Annotated in this window: 20 protein-coding genes; 9 read left to right on the top strand and 11 right to left on the bottom strand. The window is 62.0% G+C overall.

The annotated features are described in order from the left end of the window. The 7 genes from fdh3B to ACGYLQ_RS09065 all read left to right on the top strand — a co-directional run bounded on the left by fdh3B (position 1) and on the right by ACGYLQ_RS09065 (position 5,805). Positions 1–594, top strand: coding sequence for a formate dehydrogenase FDH3 subunit beta (gene fdh3B / locus ACGYLQ_RS09095; protein ID WP_067266580.1), 594 nt, complete (start codon positions 1–3; stop codon positions 592–594). 67 nt (positions 595–661) lie between these two features. Beyond that, complete coding sequence (locus ACGYLQ_RS09090; RefSeq protein ID WP_394442301.1) at positions 662–1,861, top strand: formate dehydrogenase subunit gamma; 1,200 nt, start codon at positions 662–664, stop codon at positions 1,859–1,861. A gap of 34 nt (positions 1,862–1,895) precedes the next feature. Next, a complete protein-coding gene (locus tag ACGYLQ_RS09085; protein WP_259950196.1) occupies positions 1,896–2,021 on the top strand; it encodes a hypothetical protein in 126 nt (41 codons plus the stop codon). A 17-nt stretch (positions 2,022–2,038) separates the two neighbouring features. Further along, positions 2,039–3,394, top strand: coding sequence for a sigma-54-dependent transcriptional regulator (locus ACGYLQ_RS09080; RefSeq protein ID WP_394442298.1), 1,356 nt, complete (start codon positions 2,039–2,041; stop codon positions 3,392–3,394). A 243-nt stretch (positions 3,395–3,637) separates the two neighbouring features. Beyond that, positions 3,638–4,396 (top strand): amino acid ABC transporter substrate-binding protein, encoded by a 759-nt coding sequence (locus ACGYLQ_RS09075; RefSeq protein WP_394442296.1) that lies wholly within the window; start codon positions 3,638–3,640, stop codon positions 4,394–4,396. A gap of 3 nt (positions 4,397–4,399) precedes the next feature. Continuing rightward, the gene (locus ACGYLQ_RS09070; RefSeq protein ID WP_322329781.1) at positions 4,400–5,074 is read left to right on the top strand and encodes an amino acid ABC transporter permease; all 675 of its coding nucleotides are present in this window, start codon (positions 4,400–4,402) and stop codon (positions 5,072–5,074) included. Then, positions 5,071–5,805, top strand: coding sequence for an amino acid ABC transporter ATP-binding protein (locus ACGYLQ_RS09065; protein ID WP_394442293.1), 735 nt, complete (start codon positions 5,071–5,073; stop codon positions 5,803–5,805). Before ACGYLQ_RS09070 ends, ACGYLQ_RS09065 begins: the two co-directional genes overlap by 4 nt. A 237-nt stretch (positions 5,806–6,042) precedes the next feature. Here ACGYLQ_RS09065 and dctP read toward each other — a convergent pair whose 3' ends face one another. From dctP to ACGYLQ_RS09050, 3 genes are read right to left on the bottom strand one after another with little or no spacing between them, the layout of a single operon-like run. Continuing rightward, positions 6,043–7,131 carry a TRAP transporter substrate-binding protein DctP gene (gene dctP / locus ACGYLQ_RS09060; protein WP_067266589.1) on the bottom strand — a complete coding sequence of 363 codons (1,089 nt, stop codon included), beginning with the start codon at positions 7,129–7,131 and terminating at the stop codon, positions 6,043–6,045. A gap of 19 nt (positions 7,132–7,150) precedes the next feature. Further along, positions 7,151–8,446, bottom strand: a complete 1,296-nt coding sequence (locus ACGYLQ_RS09055) for a TRAP transporter large permease subunit (protein ID WP_067266597.1) — start codon at positions 8,444–8,446, stop codon at positions 7,151–7,153. Between the two features lie 16 nt (positions 8,447–8,462). Continuing rightward, a complete protein-coding gene (locus ACGYLQ_RS09050; RefSeq protein ID WP_394442560.1) occupies positions 8,463–8,963 on the bottom strand; it encodes a TRAP transporter small permease subunit in 501 nt (166 codons plus the stop codon). A 242-nt stretch (positions 8,964–9,205) separates the two neighbouring features. On the opposite strand from ACGYLQ_RS09050, the gene ACGYLQ_RS09045 reads away from it, so the two are divergent. Further along, positions 9,206–10,300: a TRAP transporter substrate-binding protein gene (locus tag ACGYLQ_RS09045; protein ID WP_394442290.1), complete on the top strand. Its 1,095-nt coding sequence runs from the start codon at positions 9,206–9,208 to the stop codon at positions 10,298–10,300. A gap of 288 nt (positions 10,301–10,588) precedes the next feature. On the opposite strand, the gene ACGYLQ_RS09040 is transcribed toward ACGYLQ_RS09045, so the two are convergent. The 8 genes from ACGYLQ_RS09040 to ACGYLQ_RS09005 all read right to left on the bottom strand — a co-directional run bounded on the left by ACGYLQ_RS09040 (position 10,589) and on the right by ACGYLQ_RS09005 (position 17,938). Next, positions 10,589–11,980, bottom strand: coding sequence for a TRAP transporter large permease subunit (locus ACGYLQ_RS09040; protein WP_209219229.1), 1,392 nt, complete (start codon positions 11,978–11,980; stop codon positions 10,589–10,591). Further along, the gene (locus tag ACGYLQ_RS09035; RefSeq protein WP_209219230.1) at positions 11,980–12,558 is read right to left on the bottom strand and encodes a TRAP transporter small permease subunit; all 579 of its coding nucleotides are present in this window, start codon (positions 12,556–12,558) and stop codon (positions 11,980–11,982) included. The genes ACGYLQ_RS09040 and ACGYLQ_RS09035 overlap by 1 nt, the downstream gene beginning before the upstream one ends. Before the next feature lie 141 nt (positions 12,559–12,699). After that, the gene (locus ACGYLQ_RS09030) at positions 12,700–13,620 is read right to left on the bottom strand and encodes an isoaspartyl peptidase/L-asparaginase family protein (RefSeq protein WP_394442287.1); all 921 of its coding nucleotides are present in this window, start codon (positions 13,618–13,620) and stop codon (positions 12,700–12,702) included. Next, a complete protein-coding gene (locus ACGYLQ_RS09025; RefSeq protein WP_394442284.1) occupies positions 13,617–14,516 on the bottom strand; it encodes a polysaccharide deacetylase in 900 nt (299 codons plus the stop codon). The genes ACGYLQ_RS09030 and ACGYLQ_RS09025 overlap by 4 nt, the downstream gene beginning before the upstream one ends. Continuing rightward, positions 14,513–15,265: an SDR family NAD(P)-dependent oxidoreductase gene (locus ACGYLQ_RS09020; RefSeq protein WP_394442281.1), complete on the bottom strand. Its 753-nt coding sequence runs from the start codon at positions 15,263–15,265 to the stop codon at positions 14,513–14,515. Before ACGYLQ_RS09020 ends, ACGYLQ_RS09025 begins: the two co-directional genes overlap by 4 nt. Continuing rightward, positions 15,262–16,275, bottom strand: a complete 1,014-nt coding sequence (locus ACGYLQ_RS09015) for a ketopantoate reductase family protein (protein ID WP_394442278.1) — start codon at positions 16,273–16,275, stop codon at positions 15,262–15,264. Before ACGYLQ_RS09015 ends, ACGYLQ_RS09020 begins: the two co-directional genes overlap by 4 nt. Beyond that, positions 16,272–16,973 (bottom strand): creatininase family protein, encoded by a 702-nt coding sequence (locus ACGYLQ_RS09010; protein ID WP_394442276.1) that lies wholly within the window; start codon positions 16,971–16,973, stop codon positions 16,272–16,274. The genes ACGYLQ_RS09015 and ACGYLQ_RS09010 overlap by 4 nt, the downstream gene beginning before the upstream one ends. Further along, positions 16,970–17,938, bottom strand: coding sequence for a GntR family transcriptional regulator (locus tag ACGYLQ_RS09005; protein ID WP_394442273.1), 969 nt, complete (start codon positions 17,936–17,938; stop codon positions 16,970–16,972). The genes ACGYLQ_RS09010 and ACGYLQ_RS09005 overlap by 4 nt, the downstream gene beginning before the upstream one ends. Positions 17,939–18,125: 187 nt before the next feature. Between ACGYLQ_RS09005 and ACGYLQ_RS09000 the strand changes: the two genes are divergently transcribed. Next, a complete protein-coding gene (locus ACGYLQ_RS09000) occupies positions 18,126–19,697 on the top strand; it encodes an ABC transporter substrate-binding protein (RefSeq protein ID WP_394442270.1) in 1,572 nt (523 codons plus the stop codon). Positions 19,698–19,724 lie beyond the last annotated feature (27 nt).

Here is a 19,724-nt window from a genome sequence, read left to right as displayed (position 1 = left end):
ATGGCAAGAGCAAAGTTTCTCTGCGATGCCGAGCGCTGCATCGAATGCAACGCCTGCGTCACGGCTTGTAAGAACGAACACGAGGTGCCTTGGGGCATCAATCGCCGCCGCGTGGTGACCATTCAGGACGGCCAGCCGGGCGAACGCTCGATCTCGGTCGCCTGTATGCACTGCTCAGACGCGCCCTGCATGGCGGTCTGCCCAGTGGATTGTTTCTACCAGACCGACGACGGCATCGTGCTGCACTCCAAAGACCTCTGCATTGGCTGCGGCTACTGCTTCTACGCCTGCCCCTTCGGCGCGCCGCAGTACCCGCAGGCCGGCAACTTCGGCAGCCGCGGCAAGATGGACAAATGCACCTTCTGCGCTGGCGGCCCCGAGGAAAACCACAGCCAAGCCGAGTTCCAGAAGTACGGTCGCAACCGGATCGCGGAAGGCAAGCTGCCGATCTGCGCTGAAATGTGCTCGACCAAGGCGCTGCTGGCCGGTGACGGGGACATGGTCTCCGACATCTACCGCGAGCGCGTGGTCGCACGCGGCTTCGGCTCCGGCGCTTGGGGCTGGGGCACGGCTTACGAGCAAAAGGGCCAGTAACGGCTTTCGGGGGCGGCCTGCTCGGGCCGTCCCTTTTCTCCATATCTGTCTAGCCGGGGGATTTCCCATGCTGCGCCACCTGATGGCTTTTTTCATTCTCGCCTTGGCCGCGCTGCCGGTCAGCGTCACGGCGCAGGACGTGCGCCTGCCTGAGAACGCGACCCCTTCGGCCATCGACCGCGCCAGCACCGGCGGCGCGCAGAACTTGGCCGATATCGAACGGCGTCAGAACGGCGCAGAGATCGACGATGGGTTCCGGCGTAACAATCTGGGCGGTGATGCGGCCACGGTGCCAAGCCTTGGCCCGCTCGGCGGACGCTCCGACCCCGACCTCTGGCGCGGCATCCGATATAACGAATTGCCCGTGCGCGTCAGCACGATGAACAAGACGGGCCGCGTCCTTGTCCAAGACAACGGGATGTGGTGGCAGCAATTCCGCGAAGGCCCACTGGCGACCTATGGCGCTTGGCTGCTTGCCGGGACGCTGGCCGTGCTGCTGCTCTTTTACCTTTTGCGGGGCCGGATCCGCATCGAAGGCGGCAAGGTCGGGCGCACCGTCACCCGCTTTAAAGCCATTGAGCGTTTCGCGCATTGGATGCTGGCGGGCTCGTTCATCCTGCTCGCGCTGACGGGCTTGGCCACGCTTTTTGGCCGCAAGGTCGTCATCCCTCTGCTGGGGCATGAGTTCAACTCGACCCTGTTGACCGGCTCCAAGTTCATCCACAACAACGTCTCATGGGCCTTCATGATTGCGCTCGTCATGGTCTTCGTCATGTGGATTTGGCACAATATCCCGAACAAGACCGATTGGGTCTGGATCAAACAGGGCGGCGGTTTCATCGGTGACAAACACCCGCCCGCCAAGAAGTTTAACTTCGGGCAAAAGATCGTCTTCTGGGCCGTGATCCTGCTGGGCTTCTCGGTCTCGCTTTCGGGGCTGTCGCTACTCTTTCCCTTCGAAATTCAGCTTTTCGGGCATACGTTCAACATCATCAATGACATCGGCATGGCCGAGGCCGCGGGCTTTGGTCCGCTTCAGGGCGATCTGACGCCGCATGCCGAAATGCAATATGCCCAGCTGTGGCACGCGATCATCGGCTTTCTGATGATGGCGGTGATCTTGGGCCATATTTACATCGGGACGCTCGGCATGGAAGGCGCCTTTGACGCCATGGGCAATGGCGAGGTCGATGAGCGTTGGGCCGAACAGCACCACTCGCTCTGGCTCGATGAGGTCAAACAAGACAAACGGACCCCCGCAGAATGACGGGCGGCGGCGTTCAAATCAAAGGAGACGCGCGATGAAAGCCATGTTGGCAGGGTTTCTGGGCGTCGCGGTGATCGGCGTCGTGGCCTATTTCGGGCTGCATGAGATAGGCTTTTCCTCCGCCGAGGTCTATTCAGGTGAAAACGTCCGGCTCGACTGACACCAAAGAGGCATATCATGGCGGCAGGCGATGAATACGGCGGCACGCTCGAAGGCGCGTCGATCCTTGTGATCGACGATGAACCGGGGATGCGCCATTTCCTCACCAAGATATTGGAGCCGCGCGTCAAACGCGTGGCCCAAGCGGCCTCTCCTGCGGAGGCCACCAAACTTTTGGACGAGGCGCATTTCAATGTGGTCGTCTTGGACAATGTGATGCCCGGTAAGACCGGTCTGGAATGGGTCGTCGAACAACGCCGCAAGGGGTTCTACGCCGACACGGTCCTGATCACCGCCTATGCCGATCTTGAAACCGCCATTGCCGCACTCCGGGCGGGCGTGAGTGATTTCGTGCTGAAACCCTTCCGGGCGAACCAAATCCTCGGCGCGGTGTCGCGCACCTTGGATCGCAAGAACCTGCGCCGCGACAATACCCTGCTCCGGCGCGAATTGCAGGGTGGCACGGCGGTGCAGATGCTCGGCAAGTCCGAGGCGCTGTCGAAGGTGCGCGGCATGCTCAACCGTCTTGCCCCGGTGCCGACGCCGGTGCTCTTCACCGGTCCCAGCGGCACGGGCAAGGAGTTGGCCGCGCGGCAGTTGCAGCAAATGTCCGACCGCGCCGATAATCCCTTCGTCGCGGTGAACTGCGCCGCCATCACGCCGGACCGGATCGTCCCCGAACTCTTTGGCGCGGTGGAGGGGAACGAAACCCTGCAACCGGGGCTGTTCCTCTTGGCCGACGGCGGCACGTTGTTTCTGGACGAAGTGGCGCAGATGCCGGAGCAGCTACAGGCGGCGCTTTTGCGGGTGTTGGAAGACCAGCGCATCCGGCCCGACGGGGCAGAGCGGGAGATTCCGTTGAACCTGCGGTTCCTGTTCGCCACCAACGCCGACCTGCCCAAGGCGGTGGAAGAGGGGCGTTTCCGCGCCGACCTCTATCACCGCATGAATGTGGTCGAGGTCGCGATGCCGCCGCTCAAGGACCGGTCTGAGGATATCGTCGAACTGGCGGCGATGTTCATGCAGCAGTTTTCGACCGCGCTCGGCATGCCCGCGCTGCGTTTGGATGCGGAGACTTTGCTGAAACTGCGCCGTTACGACTGGCCCGGAAATGTGCGCGAATTGCGCAACCTGATCGAACGCTCGGTGATCCTCGGCAGCCTGCCCGAAGCCTTTGCGGGCCATGGCGCGGTCGATGGGCCACGGGCGATTGAAGATCTCGAACTGGTCACGCAGCGCCATATGCTGCACATCCTTGATCTGTCGAACGGCAACCGGGCCGAGGCCGCGCGCCGCTTGGGCGTGTCGCGCAAAACCGTCGACCGCAAGCTCGCCGCTTGGGCCGCCGAAGGGTTGGATATCGAGGCGTTTTGACGGATAAAGCTATGCGAAACGCGCATATCTGTTCCGCATGTGGGGAATCTGCATCGGATTCGCGGAATACCATTCTATCACGGGCGCTGTTGTAGGGAGGATATCCTTGCCGGGACCGCTCCTCTAAACCCGTTATTCCATCTGAACCGATCCTGCCCGTCAAACGTTCCTGTTTCAGCGACAGTGTTGAAGCGGGGGGCGCCCGGTGACATCTGAAGCGCAAGCGTTAGAGGAGTAAATTCAATGCTGAAACAGATCGTTACCGTCACCGCGCTCGCCGCGGTCACCGGCACCGCAGCCTTTGCCCAAGACAATGACACGCTCCGCGTCGGCATGTCGGGCGGCTATTTCCCCTTCACCTTCGTGAAGCAGGACGTGCTTCAGGGTTTTGAAGTCGATGTCATGAACGCCGTTGGCGAAGAGGCGGGTTTCGAGGTCGAGTTCGAGACCATGGCCTTCTCCGGCCTGATCGGCGCGTTGGACGCGGGCCGCATTGACACGATCGCCAACCAGATCACCATCACGCCTGAGCGTCAGGAAAAGTTCGCCTTTACCGCGCCTTATGTTTTTGACGGTGCGCAGGTCGTGACCAAAGAGGGCAACGAAGAGATCGGCGGCGTCGAAGACCTGCGCGGCAAAACCGTTGCGGTGAACCTCGGGTCGAACTTCGAGCAGCTTTTGAACGAGCTCGCCTTCGCGGATGAGATCGAGATCAAGACCTATGAGTCCAACATCGCCCAAGATACCGCGCTTGGCCGGGTCGATGCCTTTGTGATGGACCGGGTTTCTTCGGCGCAGCTCATTCAGGAAAGCCCCCTGCCGCTGCAACTGGCGGGCAAGCCCTTCTCCGAGATCCGCAATGCCCTGCCGTTCCAAGACAATGACGAAGGCCGCGCGCTGCGTGACCGTGTCAACACTGCGCTGGAATCCCTGCGCGAAGACGGTACACTGGCCGAAATCTCGGACAAGTGGTTCGGCACAGACATCACCAAAGCGGAGTAACCCATGCGGGCGCTAGACCTTGACTACATGCTGGGGCTGGTGCCCGTCATATTGGGCTACGTACCGCTGACCTTGTTCATGGCGGTGGCGGGGATGGTGTTTGCACTCATTCTTGCCTCGCTTTTGGCGGTCGAACGGGTTGTGAAAGTGCCCGTGCTCGACTGGTTCGTGATCGTTTTCATCAGCTTCTTTCGCGGCACGCCGCTGCTGGTGCAACTGTTTCTCTTCTACTTCGGTCTGCCGCAGGTGCTGTCGTTCCTGACCAATATCAGCGGTGTGACTGCCGCCATCATGGGGCTGACCCTGCATTTCGCCGCCTATATGGCCGAAAGCATCCGCGCCGCGATCATGGGGGTGGACCGCAGCCAATGGGAAGCGGCCCAGTCCATCGGCATGACCCAAGGTCAGATGATGTGGCGGATCATCCTGCCACAAGCCGCCCGGATCGCCGCGCCGACGTTGGTGAATTATTTCATCGACATGATCAAAGGCACCTCGCTCGCATTTACCCTCGGCGTGACCGAGATGATGGGCGCCGCACAGAAAGAAGCCGCCGGAAGTTTCCTTTATTTCGAGGCCTATCTCGTTGTCGCCATGATCTATTGGGTCATCGTCGAAGCGCTGAGCCAAGTGCAAAAGCGGCTTGAAACCTATCTGAATAAGGCGTTCGTGCGATGATCGATATCACTGGCCTGACCAAGGATTTCGGCGGCGCGCCGGTTCTGAACGGCATTGATTTTCAGATTGCCGAGGGCGAGCGGGTGGTCGTGATCGGCCCCTCCGGCACCGGCAAGTCGACCCTGCTGCGCTGTCTCAATTTCCTCGACGTGCCGCAAGAGGGGGTCATTCGCATCGGCGATGTGACCGTCGATGCCGCCAAGGCACGCAAGGCGGATATTCTGGCGCTGCGGCGTCGGACGGCGATGGTGTTCCAGAACTACGCGCTTTTCGCCAATAAGACGGCGAAAGAGAACATCATGGAAGCGCTCGTCACGGTGCAGAAACGGCCCAAGGCCGAAGCCGAAGAACGCGCGCTTTCGGTTCTGGCTGAGACCGGCTTGGCCGATAAGGCTGACAGTTTCCCGGCGGCGTTGTCCGGCGGGCAGCAACAGCGCGTTGGCATCGGTCGCGCCATGGCGCTCGGGGCGGAACTGATGTTGTTCGACGAGCCGACCTCGGCGCTCGACCCGGAATGGGTGGGGGAGGTGCTCGACCTGATGCGCGCGGTGGCAGAGCGCAAGCAGACCATGCTGATCGTGACCCATGAGATGCAGTTCGCCCGCGAGATCGCGGATCGGGTGATCTTTATGGACGGCGGGAAGATTGTTGAGAGCGGTGCGCCGTCGGAGATTTTTGGCGCGCCGAAGGATGCGCGTTTGCAGAAGTTCTTGAAACGGGTTGAGGGGTAGGGTGATTTTGCCACCGGGGCCCGGGACAAGCCGCAGGCGCCGGGCCATCGCCTGCCCGCCCGGACGGGTAGGCGATTTGGTGAGGCTGGGTGCAACCTCGCGAAGGCACATCATGGTTGAACCATGAAGTGGTACGAAGCGACGTTTGATCGCCAACCCGCGGGTAGGCGATGGCCCTCGTGAATGCAAAAAAGGCCCACCAATGGCGGGCCTTTCCATCAAAGCTAAACGCTCAAATCACTCCGCGCAGGCGCGGATCTTCTCGATGTCCGGACCATTCGGCGTGCGGCCAAGGTTGAACGGAGCCGACGCGTCACGCCATTTCGCGTAGTCGTTCAGATACTCCAACTGGCTCAGGTAGACTTTTGCGGAATCGGGGTTCTCGCAGGCGGTCTCTTCGATGGTCTCGTTCGCCATCTCCTGAACCTTGGTCAGCGTCTCGTCATCATAGCGGTTGATTTCGATGCCCGCGTCGAGGAACTGCTGGTAAGCTTCGGTCGCGCGCTTCTCGGTGAAAGACAGCGACCAAACGAGGTTGGCCTGCGCCGCAATCTCAAGCGCTTCGCGGGTCTCATCCGACAGGGCGTCCCATGCGCCTTTGTTGATCATCACACCGAAGATCGAGGCGGACTGGTGCCAGCCCGGTGTCGCCCAATATTTGGTGACCTGCTGGAAACCGCCCGAGAAGTCGACGTTCGGGGTCGAGAATTCCGCGCCATCGATCACGCCGCGCTCAAGCGACTGATAGATTTCACCACCAGCCATCGAGACCTGCGACCCGCCCAGTTTCTCCAACAGACGGCCCTGCTCCAGACCCGACAGACGCAAACGCTTGCCCTTGAGGTCCTCCAGCGTGACGATCTGCTCGTTGGTGCGGAAGCCGGATTCGTTGTTGGTCACGCCGTAGGGCAGATAGACCATGCCGAACTTGCCGTAGATCTCGTTATAAAGCTCTTTGCCGCCCCATTGTTCGATCCAGTTGACGTAGTCGACCGCGTTGAACAGGCTCGCCGTGGTCGCCAGCGGCGAGAAGGCAGAGTTGCGGCCCGCCCAGTAACCGGGCCAGTCGGCGCCAGCCTGCACGGTGTTGGATTCAACCGCGCCAAACACTTCGCCCGCGGGCACGAGGGAGCCACCTTCGAAAAATTCGATTGTCAGGTCGTCGCCGGTCAGCTTGTTGGCCAGATCGACGAAATGCTTGTCGATCTCGATCAGTTCCAGCGAAGTGGGCCATGTGGTGGTCATGGTCCAGCTGTCTTGGGCCGCGGCCTGCGTGGCGACGCCCGCGCAGAGTGCCAGGCCGGCAAGGGTTGATTTCAATTTCATAATCTCTCTCCTCCGTTGATTATTTTGTATAGAGCGTTTCCGGCAGCCAGGTGACAAGCTGCGGGAACAGGGCGATGGCCACGCACATCATCAGGATCAACCCGATGAAAGGCAGCACGCCGACGATGATATGCGACGTCTTGACCTCACGCGGGGCAATGGCGCGCAGGTAGAAGAGCGCATATCCAAAGGGCGGGGTCAAAAAGGACGTTTGCAGAACCACCGACATCAGGACGACGAACCACAGCAGGCTCACGTCCATCTCCTGCACGATCGGCAGGAAGATCGGGAAGGACAGCAGCACGATGCCGGTCCAGTCGAGGAAGGCCCCAAGGATGAAGACGATGAACATCATCATCGCAATCAAGAGCCAAGGCGCCATGTCGAGGTTGCGGATGATCTCCTGCGTGGCGCGCAGACCCCCGGTGATGTTGAACACGCCGGTAAAGGCCGTGGCGCCGACGACGATAAACAGGATCATCGCCGAGGTGCGCCCGGTCTCCAGCATCGCGCCGTAGAAGGAGGCCCAGCTGAACTTGCCGCGCATGATGACGATGACCAGCGCCAGCGCCGCGCCGATGGCGGAAGCTTCGGTCGCCGTGGCGATGCCCGCGAGCAGAGAGCCCAGAATGCCGAGGATCAGAACCAGTGGCGGCACGGCTTCGATCAGCAGCATACGCACAAGGGCGGGTTTCGAGATTTTCTCATCCGGCTCGACGGCAGGGGCCATATCGGGCCGTACCACGGCGACGACGAAAACCCAGACCGCATAGAGCAGCCCCAGCACCACGCCCGGCACCATGGCGCCCGCGAAAAGCTCCCCCACCGAGAGGGGGGAATAAGAGGCCATGAGGATCAACATGATCGACGGCGGGATCAGAATGCCCAAACAGCCAGAGGCGGCGATGACACCCGTGGTCAGCGTGGGGCTATAGCCATATTGCAGCATCGGGCGCAGGGCCATCACGCCCATCACGGTAATCGACGCGCCGATGATACCCGTGGTCGCGGCCAGCAGGATCGAGATGAAAACCACCGCCAGCGCCAGACCGCCGCGGATGTTGGACATCAAAAGTCGCAGTGATTCGAACATCTTATCCGTCACGCCCGAATCGGACAGGAACCGTGCCATCAAGATAAAGAGCGGAATCGCGATCAGCGTGAAGTTGTCGAGCACATCGCCGAAAATCCGGTTGATGACGATGCCCAGCACCATCGGTTTGCCGGCGATGACAGCGCCCAAAACGGCGGTGCCGCCCAGAACGAAGGCCAGTGGGTGGCCCATGAAAAGGCCCAGCAAAAGCAGGCCGAACATGGTGAGAGCAATGAGTTCAGGCGTCACGGGGCAGTTCCTGACGGTTAAGTACGAGTTTCAAAAATTCCGCCACGCCTTGCAGCAATAGCAGACCGGCGGCGAGGGCCATGGCCATCTTGAGCGGGTAGACCGGCAGCTGGACCGAGCCATATGTCGTCTCACCTTGGGCATAGGAGCGCATGGCGAATTCATAAGAGCGGGTGGTGAAGATCCAGGCGAAGGGGAAGAAAAAGATCACATAGCCCGCCGCTTCGACCCAACGGCGCAGGCTGGGGCCAAGGGTTTCGGTGATCAGATCGACGCGCACATGGGCCTGATGGCGCAGCGCATAGCCGCCCAGCATCACGAAATAGAAGCCATAAAGTTGTTTCGTGACGTCAAAGGCCCAGCGGGTCGGGTCATTCAGCGCATAGCGCATGAAGACGTCATAGATGATGATTGCGGCGAAAATGACGGCGACGACCGACACGATGCGCCCGACGAATTCGTTCATCTGGTCGATGAATTTTATCAAGATCTGAGCCCTCCCTGGCAGCTCGCACATTATTGGCCTTTCTGCCGAAAACAAGGCAAAAGACCATTAATAATGCTGCTTTAAGTAGCACTACGTATGCGGCTTGGGGCGGGATTGTCCAGAAGGTGAAATTTCAATTTGCCTAGGCCATGGACATTTTCGAAAAGCGACGATTATCTGCTGCGCATGGCCCTCCGCGTCGACGTCGGGGGAGGCTAAGCAAATATCCGTTTGGGAGGAAAAACATGGATCGTCGTTCATTTATCCGCAGAGCCGGTGTGATGGGGGCAGGTGCTGCCGCCACGACACTTGCAGCGCCCGCTATTGCGCAGGGCAACATCACCTGGCGCATGGTCACCACATGGCCCAAGAACTTCCCCGGTCTGGGTGTCGGCGCGCAGCGTCTGGCCGACCGGATCACCGCCGCCTCGGGTGGCGAGCTGACCATTCAGGTCTTTTCCGCCGGTGAGATGGTGCCGCCGCTGCAATCGCTTGACGCCGTGATCGACGGCACGGCCGAGATGAGCCATGGCGCCGCCTACTACTGGCAGAACAAGTCCCCTGCGCTGTCCTTCTTCACCGGCGTGCCCTACGGCATGACCACGCCGGAACTGACGGCATGGATGCGCTACATGGGCGGTCAGGAAATCTGGGACGAGATTTATGACCAGTTCGGCGTTCAGGGTTTCTTGTCGGGCAACACCGGCACGCAGACCGGCGGCTGGTTCCGCGATGAGCTGAAGAGCCTCGATGACGTTAAAGGTGTGCGCTTCCGGACGCCCGGCCTTGGTGGCCGCGTGTGGGAGAAATTGGGCGCGACCGTGACCAACATGGCCGCGGGCGAGATCTTCCAAGCGCTGCAGTCGGGCACGCTCGACGCTGCGGAATTCGTCGGCCCCTACAACGATCTGGCGCTCGGCTTCCATCAGGTGGCCAAGAACTACTACATGCCGTCCTTCGTGGAATCGGGTCTGGCGACCGAGCTTGTCGTCGACAAGAAGAAGTATCAGGAACTGCCCGAGAACCTGCAGGCGATCATCCGTGACGTCAGCCAAGCGGAGTACGATCAGGTGGCCGCGGACTTCTACGCCAACGACCCGCGCGCGCTGAAGACCCTGCAGGAAGAGCATGGCGTGACCGTGCGCAACTTCCCCGACGACATTATGGAAGCCGGTGCCAAAGCCTCGGGCGAAGTGGTCGAAGAGCTGCGCAACAGCGACGACCCGCTGGTCAAGAAGACCGCCGAGAGCTTTGTCGAAGCGCTGAACCTCGTCCGCACCCGGACCGAGAACATCGACAGCCCCTATGTGCAGGCCCGTCAGAAGTTCCTGAAGTACTGAGCTTCGCGCTGAATGTGATTGGAAAGGCCCGGTGGAAACGCCGGGCCTTTTTCATGGGCGAACCCCAAGAAATCTGTCCCGCCCGGTGGCACACCGGGCATCGCCCTCCCTCCCCCCGGAGGGCGATTTTGCAGCGTTTCGACAGCCGGATCGGGTGGCGAGATGGGCACCGGCGCAGCCCCTTTCACGGGTTCGATCGCCCACCAGGGAGGGCGATGCCCTTACCGCTCAATCAAAAAAGGCCCGGCGTTGCTGCCGGGCCTTTGAACGTCGGGGGGGGGGACTATTTCACCCCGCGATCACCTTAGGCAACCAAGTCACGATCTGCGGGAAGGCAAAGAGGATCGCAATCGCCACCACCTGCAACATCACGAAGGGCAGGATCCCTTTGTAAATCGCGCTCGTCGGCAGATCCGCCGGGGCCACCCCGCGCAGATAGAACAGCGCAAAGCCGAAGGGCGGCGTCAGGAAGGAGGTCTGCAAGTTCACCCCGACCAAGACGCCCAGCCAGATCGGATCGATGTCCAGCATCAACAGCACCGGCGCGGTGATCGGGATCACGATAAAGATGATCTCAAAGGTATCGAGGATGAAACCCAAGAAGAACATGATGATCATTACCACCGCCACCGCTGCCAAGGGGCCGCCGGGCAGGTTGCTGAGGAACTCATGCACCAGATTGTCGCCGCCCATCATGCGGAACACGATTGAAAAGACCGAAGCCCCCAGCAGAATGACAAAGACCATGCTGGTGATCGTGGCCGTGGCGATCATCGTCTCCCGCAGGATGCGGAAGGACAGACGCCAGCGCATGGCCGCAAGCACCATCGCCCCCACGGCACCGACAGAGGCGGCCTCGGTCGGGGTGGCGATGCCGCCGAGGATCGACCCCAGCACGGCGAGGATCAGCAACAGCGGCGGCATCAGGGCGACAAAGAAATCTCGCACCAGCTGGCTTTTCTCATCCGCCGGAACCGGCGTCGCGGGGCAGGAGGCGGGCGCGGTCGCGGCTTTGAAGAGAACGTAGCTGAGATAAAGCGAAACCAGCAAAATCCCCGGCAGCAACGCCCCGGCGAAAAGATCTCCGACCGAGACGGGCGTGGGGGCAAAGTTGCCCTTGGCCATCTGCACCTGAGAGTTAATGCCCGAAAGCATGTCGCCCATGAAGATCAACACGGTGGAGGGCGGAATGATCTGACCCAAAGTGCCACTGGCGCAGATCACCCCGGTGGCAAGTTTGGGGTCATAGCCCGCCCGCAGCATCGCGGGCAGAGAGATCAGGCCCATGGTGACAACCGTCGCCCCCACGACGCCCGTGGATGCCGCGAGCATCGCGCCCACAAGCACCACCGAGATCCCCAGACCGCCGCGCATATTGCCGAAAAGTTTGCCCATGGTGAGCAAAAGCTGCTCGGCGATCTGACTGCGTTCCAGCATCACCCCCATGAAGATAAAGAGCGGCACGGCGACCAGGACTTCGTTGGTCATAAAGCCGATGTAGCGGTTCGGCAGCGAGCCGAAGTTCGAGGGATCGAACACGCCGAACCCCATGCCCACGGCGCCAAACAGCAGCGACACGCCAGCAAGGGTGAAAGCCACCGGAAAGCCGAGCAGCAAAAAGCCGATCACGCCAAAAAACATGAGCGCGGCGAGCATCTCGCCAATGAAAATCGGATCCATCAAACGGCTCCCTGCGGATGGTCTGCGGGGATTTGGTCCCGGCTGTATTGCATGGATTTGGGCACCAGATCAGCATTGCCGCTGAGCACGAGGATGGAGCGGATGATCCATGCAATCCCTTGAATTGCGAGTAGAAATGCGAAGCCGATGATGAAGGCTTTGAGAATATAAAGCCCCGGCATTCCGCCCACATTGGCCGACCCTTCCTGATAGCCCCAAGCGCGGATCACGAAGGGGATCGAATAGGTGTAGACGATCCAGCAGAAGGGCAGCAGAAAGACGATGACGCCGATCAGGTCAATCAGCGCGCGGCGGGCCATGGTGGCGGGGCGGTAGAAGATGTCGACGCGCACATGGTCATCGCGCAGCAGCGCAAAACCGGCCACGGCCGTGAACATCGCACCGTTAAGCCAGATATAAAGGTCTTGCATCCAAACGAAGCTGATCGCGAAGACATAGCGCTGCACGACCACGGTGAAACAGACCAACACGATGCCGAGTGCGAGCCATGAGAAGAGATTGCCGATGACCAAGTTCACCGCGCAGATCACCCTGGCAATTGCTGCTAAAAAACGCACCTTGTCCCCTCTCCCGTCAAGTTCGTTTGATCGTCAATCAAAGGGAGGGGACAGAATGTCAAGATTTAGATGGCGGGCGGCTCTTCCCGGCTGCATTTGGCGCCTTCCCGTGGCAGGAAGGCAACCGAAGGGCCGCGCCGCTCAGTAGATGCTGGTTTCGGGCGCGCTGCCCTTGCGCACCATGCCGCGGTACATGCCCTGCGAGTTAAACGGCATGGCGATATTGCCCGCCGCATCCACCGCGATGATCCCGCCCGAGCCGTCGTTGGGCGCCAGATCCTGCATCACCACATGTTCGGCGGCGGTGGCCAGATCCTCGCCCGCGTGGCGCATCCGCGCGGCGATCTCCCCGGCGGCGTTCCAGCGGATGAAAATCTCGCCATGACCGGTGGCAGAGACCGCGCAGGTCGCGTTGTCGGCGAAGGTGCCCGCGCCGATCATCGGCGTGTCGCCAACCCGGCCCGGGGCCTTGGCGGTCATGCCCCCCGTTGAGGTGGCGGCGGCAATGTTGCCCGCCGCGTCGCGCGCCACGGCCCCCACGGTGCCATGCCGTCGCGCCGGATCGTCCGAAACCTCGCCCCGGGCGCGCATCTCGAGCGTCTCCTGCAATGCATCCCAACGGGACTGGGTGAAGAAATAGTCACGGTCGGCGAACTCGAGGCCCGCCTGCCGGGCGATTTCCAACGCGTTGGGGCCGATGAGGGTGACATGCTCGGTCCGCTCCATGACGGCGCGCGCCAGTTTCACCGGGTTCTTCGGCCCGAAAACACCGGCGACCGAGCCTGCGCGCCGGTCGGCGCCGTCCATCACGGCGGCGTCCATCTCCTGCACGCCTTCGGAAGTATAGACCGCGCCGCGCCCTGCGTTGAACAGCGGCTCATCTTCAAGCGCGCAGACCGCGGCCACCACCGCGTCCATCGCGCTGCCACCTTCGCGCAGCACCGCTTCGCCGGCTTCCAGCGCCCGGGCGAGGCCGTCGTAATAGGCGGCCTCCTTCTCGGGCGTCATGTTTTCCTTGAGGATGGTTCCTGCGCCACCGTGAATGGCAAGGGAATAGGTCATGTCTGTCCTTTCAATCCGGCCTGTTCGGCGCAATAGGCGGCGATCTCGGCATGGGTGGCGATCCAGCAATCGCCGCGGGATTTGATGTGGTCGATCAACTCGTCGAGGATGAAGATACGCGAGCGGTAGCCTGTCACATGCGGGTGCATGGTCAAGAGAAACAGACCGCCCTCGTCATAGGCCCCGTCGAACTCGCGCCGGAAGATATCGAGCACATCCGCAGGCGGCGTATAGGGCCTTTGCGCGCCAAAACGGTTCATCATGAAATAGACGGCGTCGTCGCGAATCCACTCCACTGGGAGTTCCACGATCCCGGTCGCCTCGCCCTTCTCGACGATCTCGTAAGGGTCGTCGTCCGAGAACAGGGAGCTGTCGTACAAGAGCCCCATCTCGCGGGCGATCGAGAGCGTGTGGGCGCTGTAGTCCCAAGACGGCGTGCGCATGCCGACAGGGCGCGTGCCGGTGATCTTTTCCAGCGTGTCCGAGGCGCGCAGCATCAGATCGCGTTCAGCCTCCGGCGGGACCTGCGTGTTGCGCTCGTGGATCCAGCCGTGAAGGCCGATCTCGTGGCCCTCCTCGGCGAGGCTGCGCTGCTCCTCCGGATGCAGCAGGGCAGAGACGGCGGGCACGAAGAAGCTCGCTTTCACCCCATGCCGGTCAAGGACGCGGCGAATACGGGGGATGCCGCGGCGCGCGCCGTATTCGCCCCAGCCGAGGCGCGCAATGCTTGTGCCGCCGTCGCGCAGCTCGTTAGTCTCGTGATCGCTGTCGAAACTCAGCGCCACGGCACAGCGCGCGCCGCCGGGCCAAGATTTCGGCAATAGGTTCTGCCCCGCGCGGACCTGTTCGACCAGCCCGCGCCAATGCGGCTCGTCCCATTCATGCGGCTCGCTCATGCGTGGCCTCCGTCGACGGAAAGGATTTGGCCCGTGATCCAACCGGCGCGGTCGGAGCAAAGGAAGGTGACCGCATCCGCGATGTCCTGCGCGCGGCCCAAGCGGCGCATATGGATGCCGCCGATGATCTGCTTCTGCCGCTCGGGGCCGAAGGCGTCCCATTGCTTCTCCGTCGAGGGGTTCGACAGGACGAAGCCGGGGGCCACGGAATTCACCGTGATGCCCTGCGGTCCCAGCTCAAGCGCCAGCTGCTTGGTGAGACCCACGAGCGCGTGTTTCGCCGCGGCATAGGCTTGGATGCCGGTGAGGCTGGGCTTCAGCCCCGCGCCAGAGGAGATGGTGACGATCCGGCCCGATCCCGCGCTCTTCATCGCGGGCGCGAAACCTTGCGCACACCACATGGCGGCATCGACATTGGCTTGAAAGATCGCCTGCCAGTCGGCCTCGTTGATCTCTTCCAGAGGGCGTCCGACCTGACCGCGGACGCCGCCGGCAGAAGTCACCAGCCCGTCGATCCGCCCGTGACGTTCGAGGATCTCGGTGCAGAGCGCGAGGGTCGTCTCGCGGTTGCCCAGATCGCCGCTATGCAGGGTCACGCCTTCAGCCTCCAGCGGGACGAGGCCCGCCACGTCGATGTCCATCGCGGCCACGGTGGCCCCGGCGGCGCGCAGTTCGGACAGGATCGCGGCGCCGATGCCCTGTGCTGCGCCGGTCACGGCAAAGACCTTGCCGGTCAAATCGATCTTCATGCCGCCACCAACTGGTCGACGAGGTCCGCGGATTGTTCGCGCTTGCCGTCCTCGATGTCGTGGATGAGGTCCACCATGCGCGCCAGTGTCGGCACCGCGATGCCTGCTTCACGGCCCAAGTCGACCATGACACCGATCTGCGCGTCGACTTCGGTCTTACGCTTGCGCACCGCGAGGTCGCGCCAGATGCCCGAGTGGGTCTTGGCGGTCTTGCGGTTGTGGGCGATCATCTTCTCCATCGCGGCGTCGATGGCGGCGGTATCGTTCTCGCGGAAGGCTTCCGGGACGAACCCGTTGAAACCGAGGGGGGAGACGCCCTCATGCGTGGCCAGTGTCATCACCTCGTGGCCAAGCGCGCGGTAGGCCGCGCGGTGTTCGTCGCGCGCCATGGCGTCGGACATGCTGTCGGGGGTGAGGGCGGTGCAAAAGAGCAGCGCACCGTAGCCCATCTTACCCCAAAGATAGCCCCAGATGTTGTCGGTTGCGACGGCCTCGGGCTCGACCAGTTTCAACAGCTCATGCACCTCGGCCACGCGGTCGCTCATGCGCCCGTCGAGTTCCCCCACAGCCACGGCGGCGCGGTTGCCGAAGAGGATGCGGCCCGGCTCCAGCCAATCGGCGCCGTAGTTGACGAAACAGCCCACCGTGTTCTCGGCCCCGATGCGCGCGGCGATGGCCTTTTCGTTGAGCCCGTTCTGGGCCGAGACGACATAGCCGCCCGGCGCGAGATGGGGGGCAAGCATCTCCAAAGCGGCGGCGGTGTGGTGCGCCTTCACGCAGAGGAAAATGCGGTCGTATTGGCCAGTCAGTTCGTCCGGCGTGCTGGCCGGGAGGACTTGGGTAAATGCTTCGACCGGGCCTTCAATGCGCAGCCCGCTGCTGCGCATGGCTTCGACATGCTCTTCCACGACATCGACCATATGCACGGCATGACCCGCGCGGGCGAAATAGGCGCCGAGGATGCCGCCGATGGCACCGGCGCCCCAGATCAGGATCGGCGTCTCGCTCATGCCCAATCCCCCTCGAGCTGCGCGCGGGTCTCGCGCACGGCGATCTCCCAAAGACGGTCGGTGTCGGCGTCGGGTTTTTGGTAGACGCCGCCGTAGTTGCCGTCCCCGATGAGCGCGCGCACGCCGGCGGCGTTGCGGTCGCGCAGGCGGTCGAAATCGACGAAGGGTTTCTGCTCGTCCGGCAACTCACGACCGGGCAGGCGGGTCCAGGGGAAGCTCTCCATCCAGGAGGCATGGCTTGCAACCGGGTCAATCTCCTGCACGCAGTTCCAGGTCTCGGGCGCACGCCACCAGTCATGGAAGCGGCAGCGGGCGCCTTCGTTGGCCTCCATCCACTCCATCGTGACGGGCTGCACCGGGCTGTTGCCGCCATGGCCGTTGACGATCAGCACGCGGCGGAAGCCGGTGGCATAGAGGCTGTCGAGGATGTCACGCAGAAGCGCCGCATAGGTCGAAAGCTTCAGCGAGACCGAGCCGGGGAAGCCCATGAAATAAGGCGTCAGACCATAGGCCACGGCCGGAAACACCGGCACGCCCAGAGGTTCGGCGGCATCGGCGGCGACCTTCTCCGACAGGATCGAATCGACCGAGAGGCTGAGATATGCGTGCTGCTCGGTGCTGCCGAGGGGCAGGACGCAGCGGTCGTCGGTCCTGAGGTATTCTTCGATCTCGAACCAATTGCTTTCGGATATCTTCATTCTTCGGCGGCCTTTGCGGATTTGAGAGAGGCCCGGCATGTCTCAATGGCGGGCAGGATTTCTGAACGGATGGCGTGTACGTCTGGGGTGTGACGGTATTCGAAAGCGGTCTGCTCGGCGCGCAACGCGCCACAAAGGTAGTCGGCACCGGTGGCATAGATGACCACATCTGCCTCGCGCATGGCCGATGACAGGCCATTCTCGTCACGGACCTTCATGGTCAACTGCGTGACATGGGGGGCAAACCGCAGGATGCCCGCTTTCATGATCGTAACGAAGCCGGGAAAATAGGAGTAGGCGAGCGTCTTGGCGTCAGGCGGGATCGAGGCCAGCGCCACGCGGGTCGCCTCGTTGGGGATGAGCGTCAGGCCCAGCACTTCGACATTCGGCAAGATTTCTCGCGTTTTGGACAGAAGGGTTTTGGGCGCGATAATCAGGTCGATGTCCTTGGGCGGATTGGGTGCGATCTCATCTAGAACGGCGGCGTCGATCTCATCGCCCTCGGGCAGATGCTGGCGCAGTTCATCGGCATAAGCGCGGGTCGCGTCGATGAAATTGCCGACCATCAGAATGCGCAGCGGGCGCGGGCTGGCGCTGCTGGCCATGGAAATGCGCACAGCCAGTTCCGACGCGCTGACGCCACAGGATTTCGCGAGGCTCAACAGTTCAGCGATCTGTTGATCAAGCTGCCGAAAGCGCCCGTCGTGGGCGCGGCTAGCACCGCCGCTGACGAATGTACCCGAGCCGACGCGCCCCTCGACCAACCCCGAGGATTGCAGCGCGGCGTAGACATTGCTGACCGTGACCGGGGAAATCTTCATCCGCGCGGCCAAAGCGCGGACCGAGGGCAGGCGCGCGTCGGAAGGCAACTCGCCCGACGCGATCCCGAATTCCAGCGCTCCGCGGAGCTGAACGGAAAGAGATACGGACGAACTGCGATCCATCGCCCGTACGATTCGATCCATTGCCCGTTCAAATTTTGCCTGTTTGTAACTCATGTCTGTAACACTGCCTCAAAAACAGTAGCGCGACAAGCTTATATATTGGGCTTATACGGCGGCCGAAGGTTCGAATGTTACATATTTGTGTTGACCGTCACAATTATAGCTGTCTAGTGTAACTCCAAGATATAACACATGGAGGTTTTGATCAATGAAGAAGCTTACCCTGAAATCCGCCGTAGCCGCATTGGCGCTGATCTCTGCCGCGCCAGCAGCGATGGCCGCCGATCTGGTGATCGGCCTGCGCGCCGGCCCGGATTCGATTGACCCGCATTGGTCGACCTTGGGCTCGCAGGCCGAAGCCCTGCGCCACGTCTTCGACACGTTGGTCGACGTCGACGAGAAACTGCAGCTGAAGCCCGGCCTTGCCGTGAGCTGGGAGCCGATCGACGATACCACATGGGAATTCAAGATGCGCGAAGGCGTGAAATTCCATGACGGCACCGACTTCACCGCCGAGGACGCGAAATTCTCGATCGAGCGTATCCCGCCGGTGACCGGCCCGATGCCGATGACCCTCTACACCAAATATGTCGACAGCGTCGAAGTGGTCGATGACTACACCCTGCGCGTGAAGACCAAGGGCATGGCGCCCTCGCTGCCCAACGACTTCACCCGTCTCTTCGTCGTGCCGTCTGAGACCGGCATGGAAGCAGGTAACGAGGAGTTCAACTCGGGCGAGAAGGCGATCGGCACCGGTCCCTACACCTTCGTCTCCTGGCAGCCCAAGGGCGATCTGGTGCTCGAGCGTTTCGACGACTACTGGGGCGGTCAGGCCACGTGGGAGACCGTCACCCGCCGCGAGATCCCCGAGGACACCTCGCGCGTCGCGGCTCTGCGTTCGGGTGAGGTTGACCTGATCAACTACGTGCCCGCCTCCGACTACCTCGCGATGAAGAACGATGGCGACATCGAAACATTCGTTTCCGACTCGGTCTATATCCTGAACATCGCGCCGTCGGTGAAGGATGAAGAGCCGCAGCCGATCAAGGTCAACGGCGAGGAGGTCGAGGGCAACCCGCTGCAGGATCTGCGCGTGCGCAAGGCGCTGGACCTGGCGATCAACCGCGACGTGCTCGTGAACGTGGTGCTCGAAGGTCTGGGCACGCCCGCCAACCAGCTGATGCCCGAAGGCTTCTTCGGCTACAGCCCTGAACTGGGTAAGCGCGAATATGACATCGAGAAGGCCAAGGAACTGCTGGCCGAGGCCGGCTACCCCGAGGGTTTTGAGATCGATTTCACCTGCACCAACAACCGCGTGCCCGGCGATGCCGTGGTCTGCGAGGCGCTGGCGCAGATGTGGTCGCGTCTGGGTTTGAAGGTGAACGCACAGGCGCTCAATGGCACGGTCTTCTTCCCCGCCGCCGCGCGTGAGGAATACACCATGACCATGTCCGCATGGGGCACGCTCACCGGTGAGGCCGCCTATACCTACGGCGCGCTGGTGCACACAAAGGACCCCGAGAAGGGCTTCGGCAACTTCAACCGCGCGGGCTATTCCAACCCCGAGTTCGACAAGGTCTTCGGCGAAGGTGCCCAGACCCTCGACCCGGAAGCGCGCAAGAAGCTCTATGAAGAGGCCTCCTTCATCGCGATGGAAGACCGCGCGCTGATCCCGACGGTGATCCTGCAGACCGTCTGGGCGGCCAATGCCGACACCATCGAAATGACGCCCCGCGTCGATCAGGAAACCCGCGCCTATGCGATCACCCCGGTCGAATAAGGCTGCATAACGCACCGGGCGCCCGCT

Source organism: Sulfitobacter sp. 1A12779 (assembly GCF_043557315.1).
Lineage (GTDB): Bacteria > Pseudomonadota > Alphaproteobacteria > Rhodobacterales > Rhodobacteraceae > Sulfitobacter > Sulfitobacter faviae.
Note: the sequence above shows the minus strand (reverse complement) of the source record. Positions and strands in the feature narration are given on the sequence as shown.

Excerpts from the sequence above, each read along its gene's own strand:
- dctP (WP_067266589.1), bottom strand. The coding sequence starts at position 7,131 with ATGAAATTGAAATCAACCCTTGCCGGCCTGGCACTCTGCGCGGGCGTC.
- ACGYLQ_RS09075 (WP_394442296.1), top strand. The coding sequence starts at position 3,638 with ATGCTGAAACAGATCGTTACCGTCACCGCGCTCGCCGCGGTCACCGGC.
- ACGYLQ_RS09055 (WP_067266597.1), bottom strand. The coding sequence starts at position 8,446 with ATGTTCGGCCTGCTTTTGCTGGGCCTTTTCATGGGCCACCCACTGGCC.
- ACGYLQ_RS09020 (WP_394442281.1), bottom strand. The coding sequence starts at position 15,265 with ATGAAGATCGATTTGACCGGCAAGGTCTTTGCCGTGACCGGCGCAGCA.
- ACGYLQ_RS09000 (WP_394442270.1), top strand. The coding sequence starts at position 18,126 with ATGAAGAAGCTTACCCTGAAATCCGCCGTAGCCGCATTGGCGCTGATC.
- ACGYLQ_RS09030 (WP_394442287.1), bottom strand. The coding sequence starts at position 13,620 with ATGACCTATTCCCTTGCCATTCACGGTGGCGCAGGAACCATCCTCAAG.
- ACGYLQ_RS09065 (WP_394442293.1), top strand. The coding sequence starts at position 5,071 with ATGATCGATATCACTGGCCTGACCAAGGATTTCGGCGGCGCGCCGGTT.
- ACGYLQ_RS09045 (WP_394442290.1), top strand. The coding sequence starts at position 9,206 with ATGGATCGTCGTTCATTTATCCGCAGAGCCGGTGTGATGGGGGCAGGT.
- ACGYLQ_RS09025 (WP_394442284.1), bottom strand. The coding sequence starts at position 14,516 with ATGAGCGAGCCGCATGAATGGGACGAGCCGCATTGGCGCGGGCTGGTC.
- ACGYLQ_RS09005 (WP_394442273.1), bottom strand. The coding sequence starts at position 17,938 with ATGGATCGAATCGTACGGGCGATGGATCGCAGTTCGTCCGTATCTCTT.
- ACGYLQ_RS09010 (WP_394442276.1), bottom strand. The coding sequence starts at position 16,973 with ATGAAGATATCCGAAAGCAATTGGTTCGAGATCGAAGAATACCTCAGG.
- ACGYLQ_RS09070 (WP_322329781.1), top strand. The coding sequence starts at position 4,400 with ATGCGGGCGCTAGACCTTGACTACATGCTGGGGCTGGTGCCCGTCATA.
- ACGYLQ_RS09090 (WP_394442301.1), top strand. The coding sequence starts at position 662 with ATGCTGCGCCACCTGATGGCTTTTTTCATTCTCGCCTTGGCCGCGCTG.
- ACGYLQ_RS09040 (WP_209219229.1), bottom strand. The coding sequence starts at position 11,980 with ATGGATCCGATTTTCATTGGCGAGATGCTCGCCGCGCTCATGTTTTTT.
- ACGYLQ_RS09085 (WP_259950196.1), top strand. The coding sequence starts at position 1,896 with ATGAAAGCCATGTTGGCAGGGTTTCTGGGCGTCGCGGTGATCGGCGTC.
- ACGYLQ_RS09080 (WP_394442298.1), top strand. The coding sequence starts at position 2,039 with ATGGCGGCAGGCGATGAATACGGCGGCACGCTCGAAGGCGCGTCGATC.
- fdh3B (WP_067266580.1), top strand. The coding sequence starts at position 1 with ATGGCAAGAGCAAAGTTTCTCTGCGATGCCGAGCGCTGCATCGAATGC.
- ACGYLQ_RS09015 (WP_394442278.1), bottom strand. The coding sequence starts at position 16,275 with ATGAGCGAGACGCCGATCCTGATCTGGGGCGCCGGTGCCATCGGCGGC.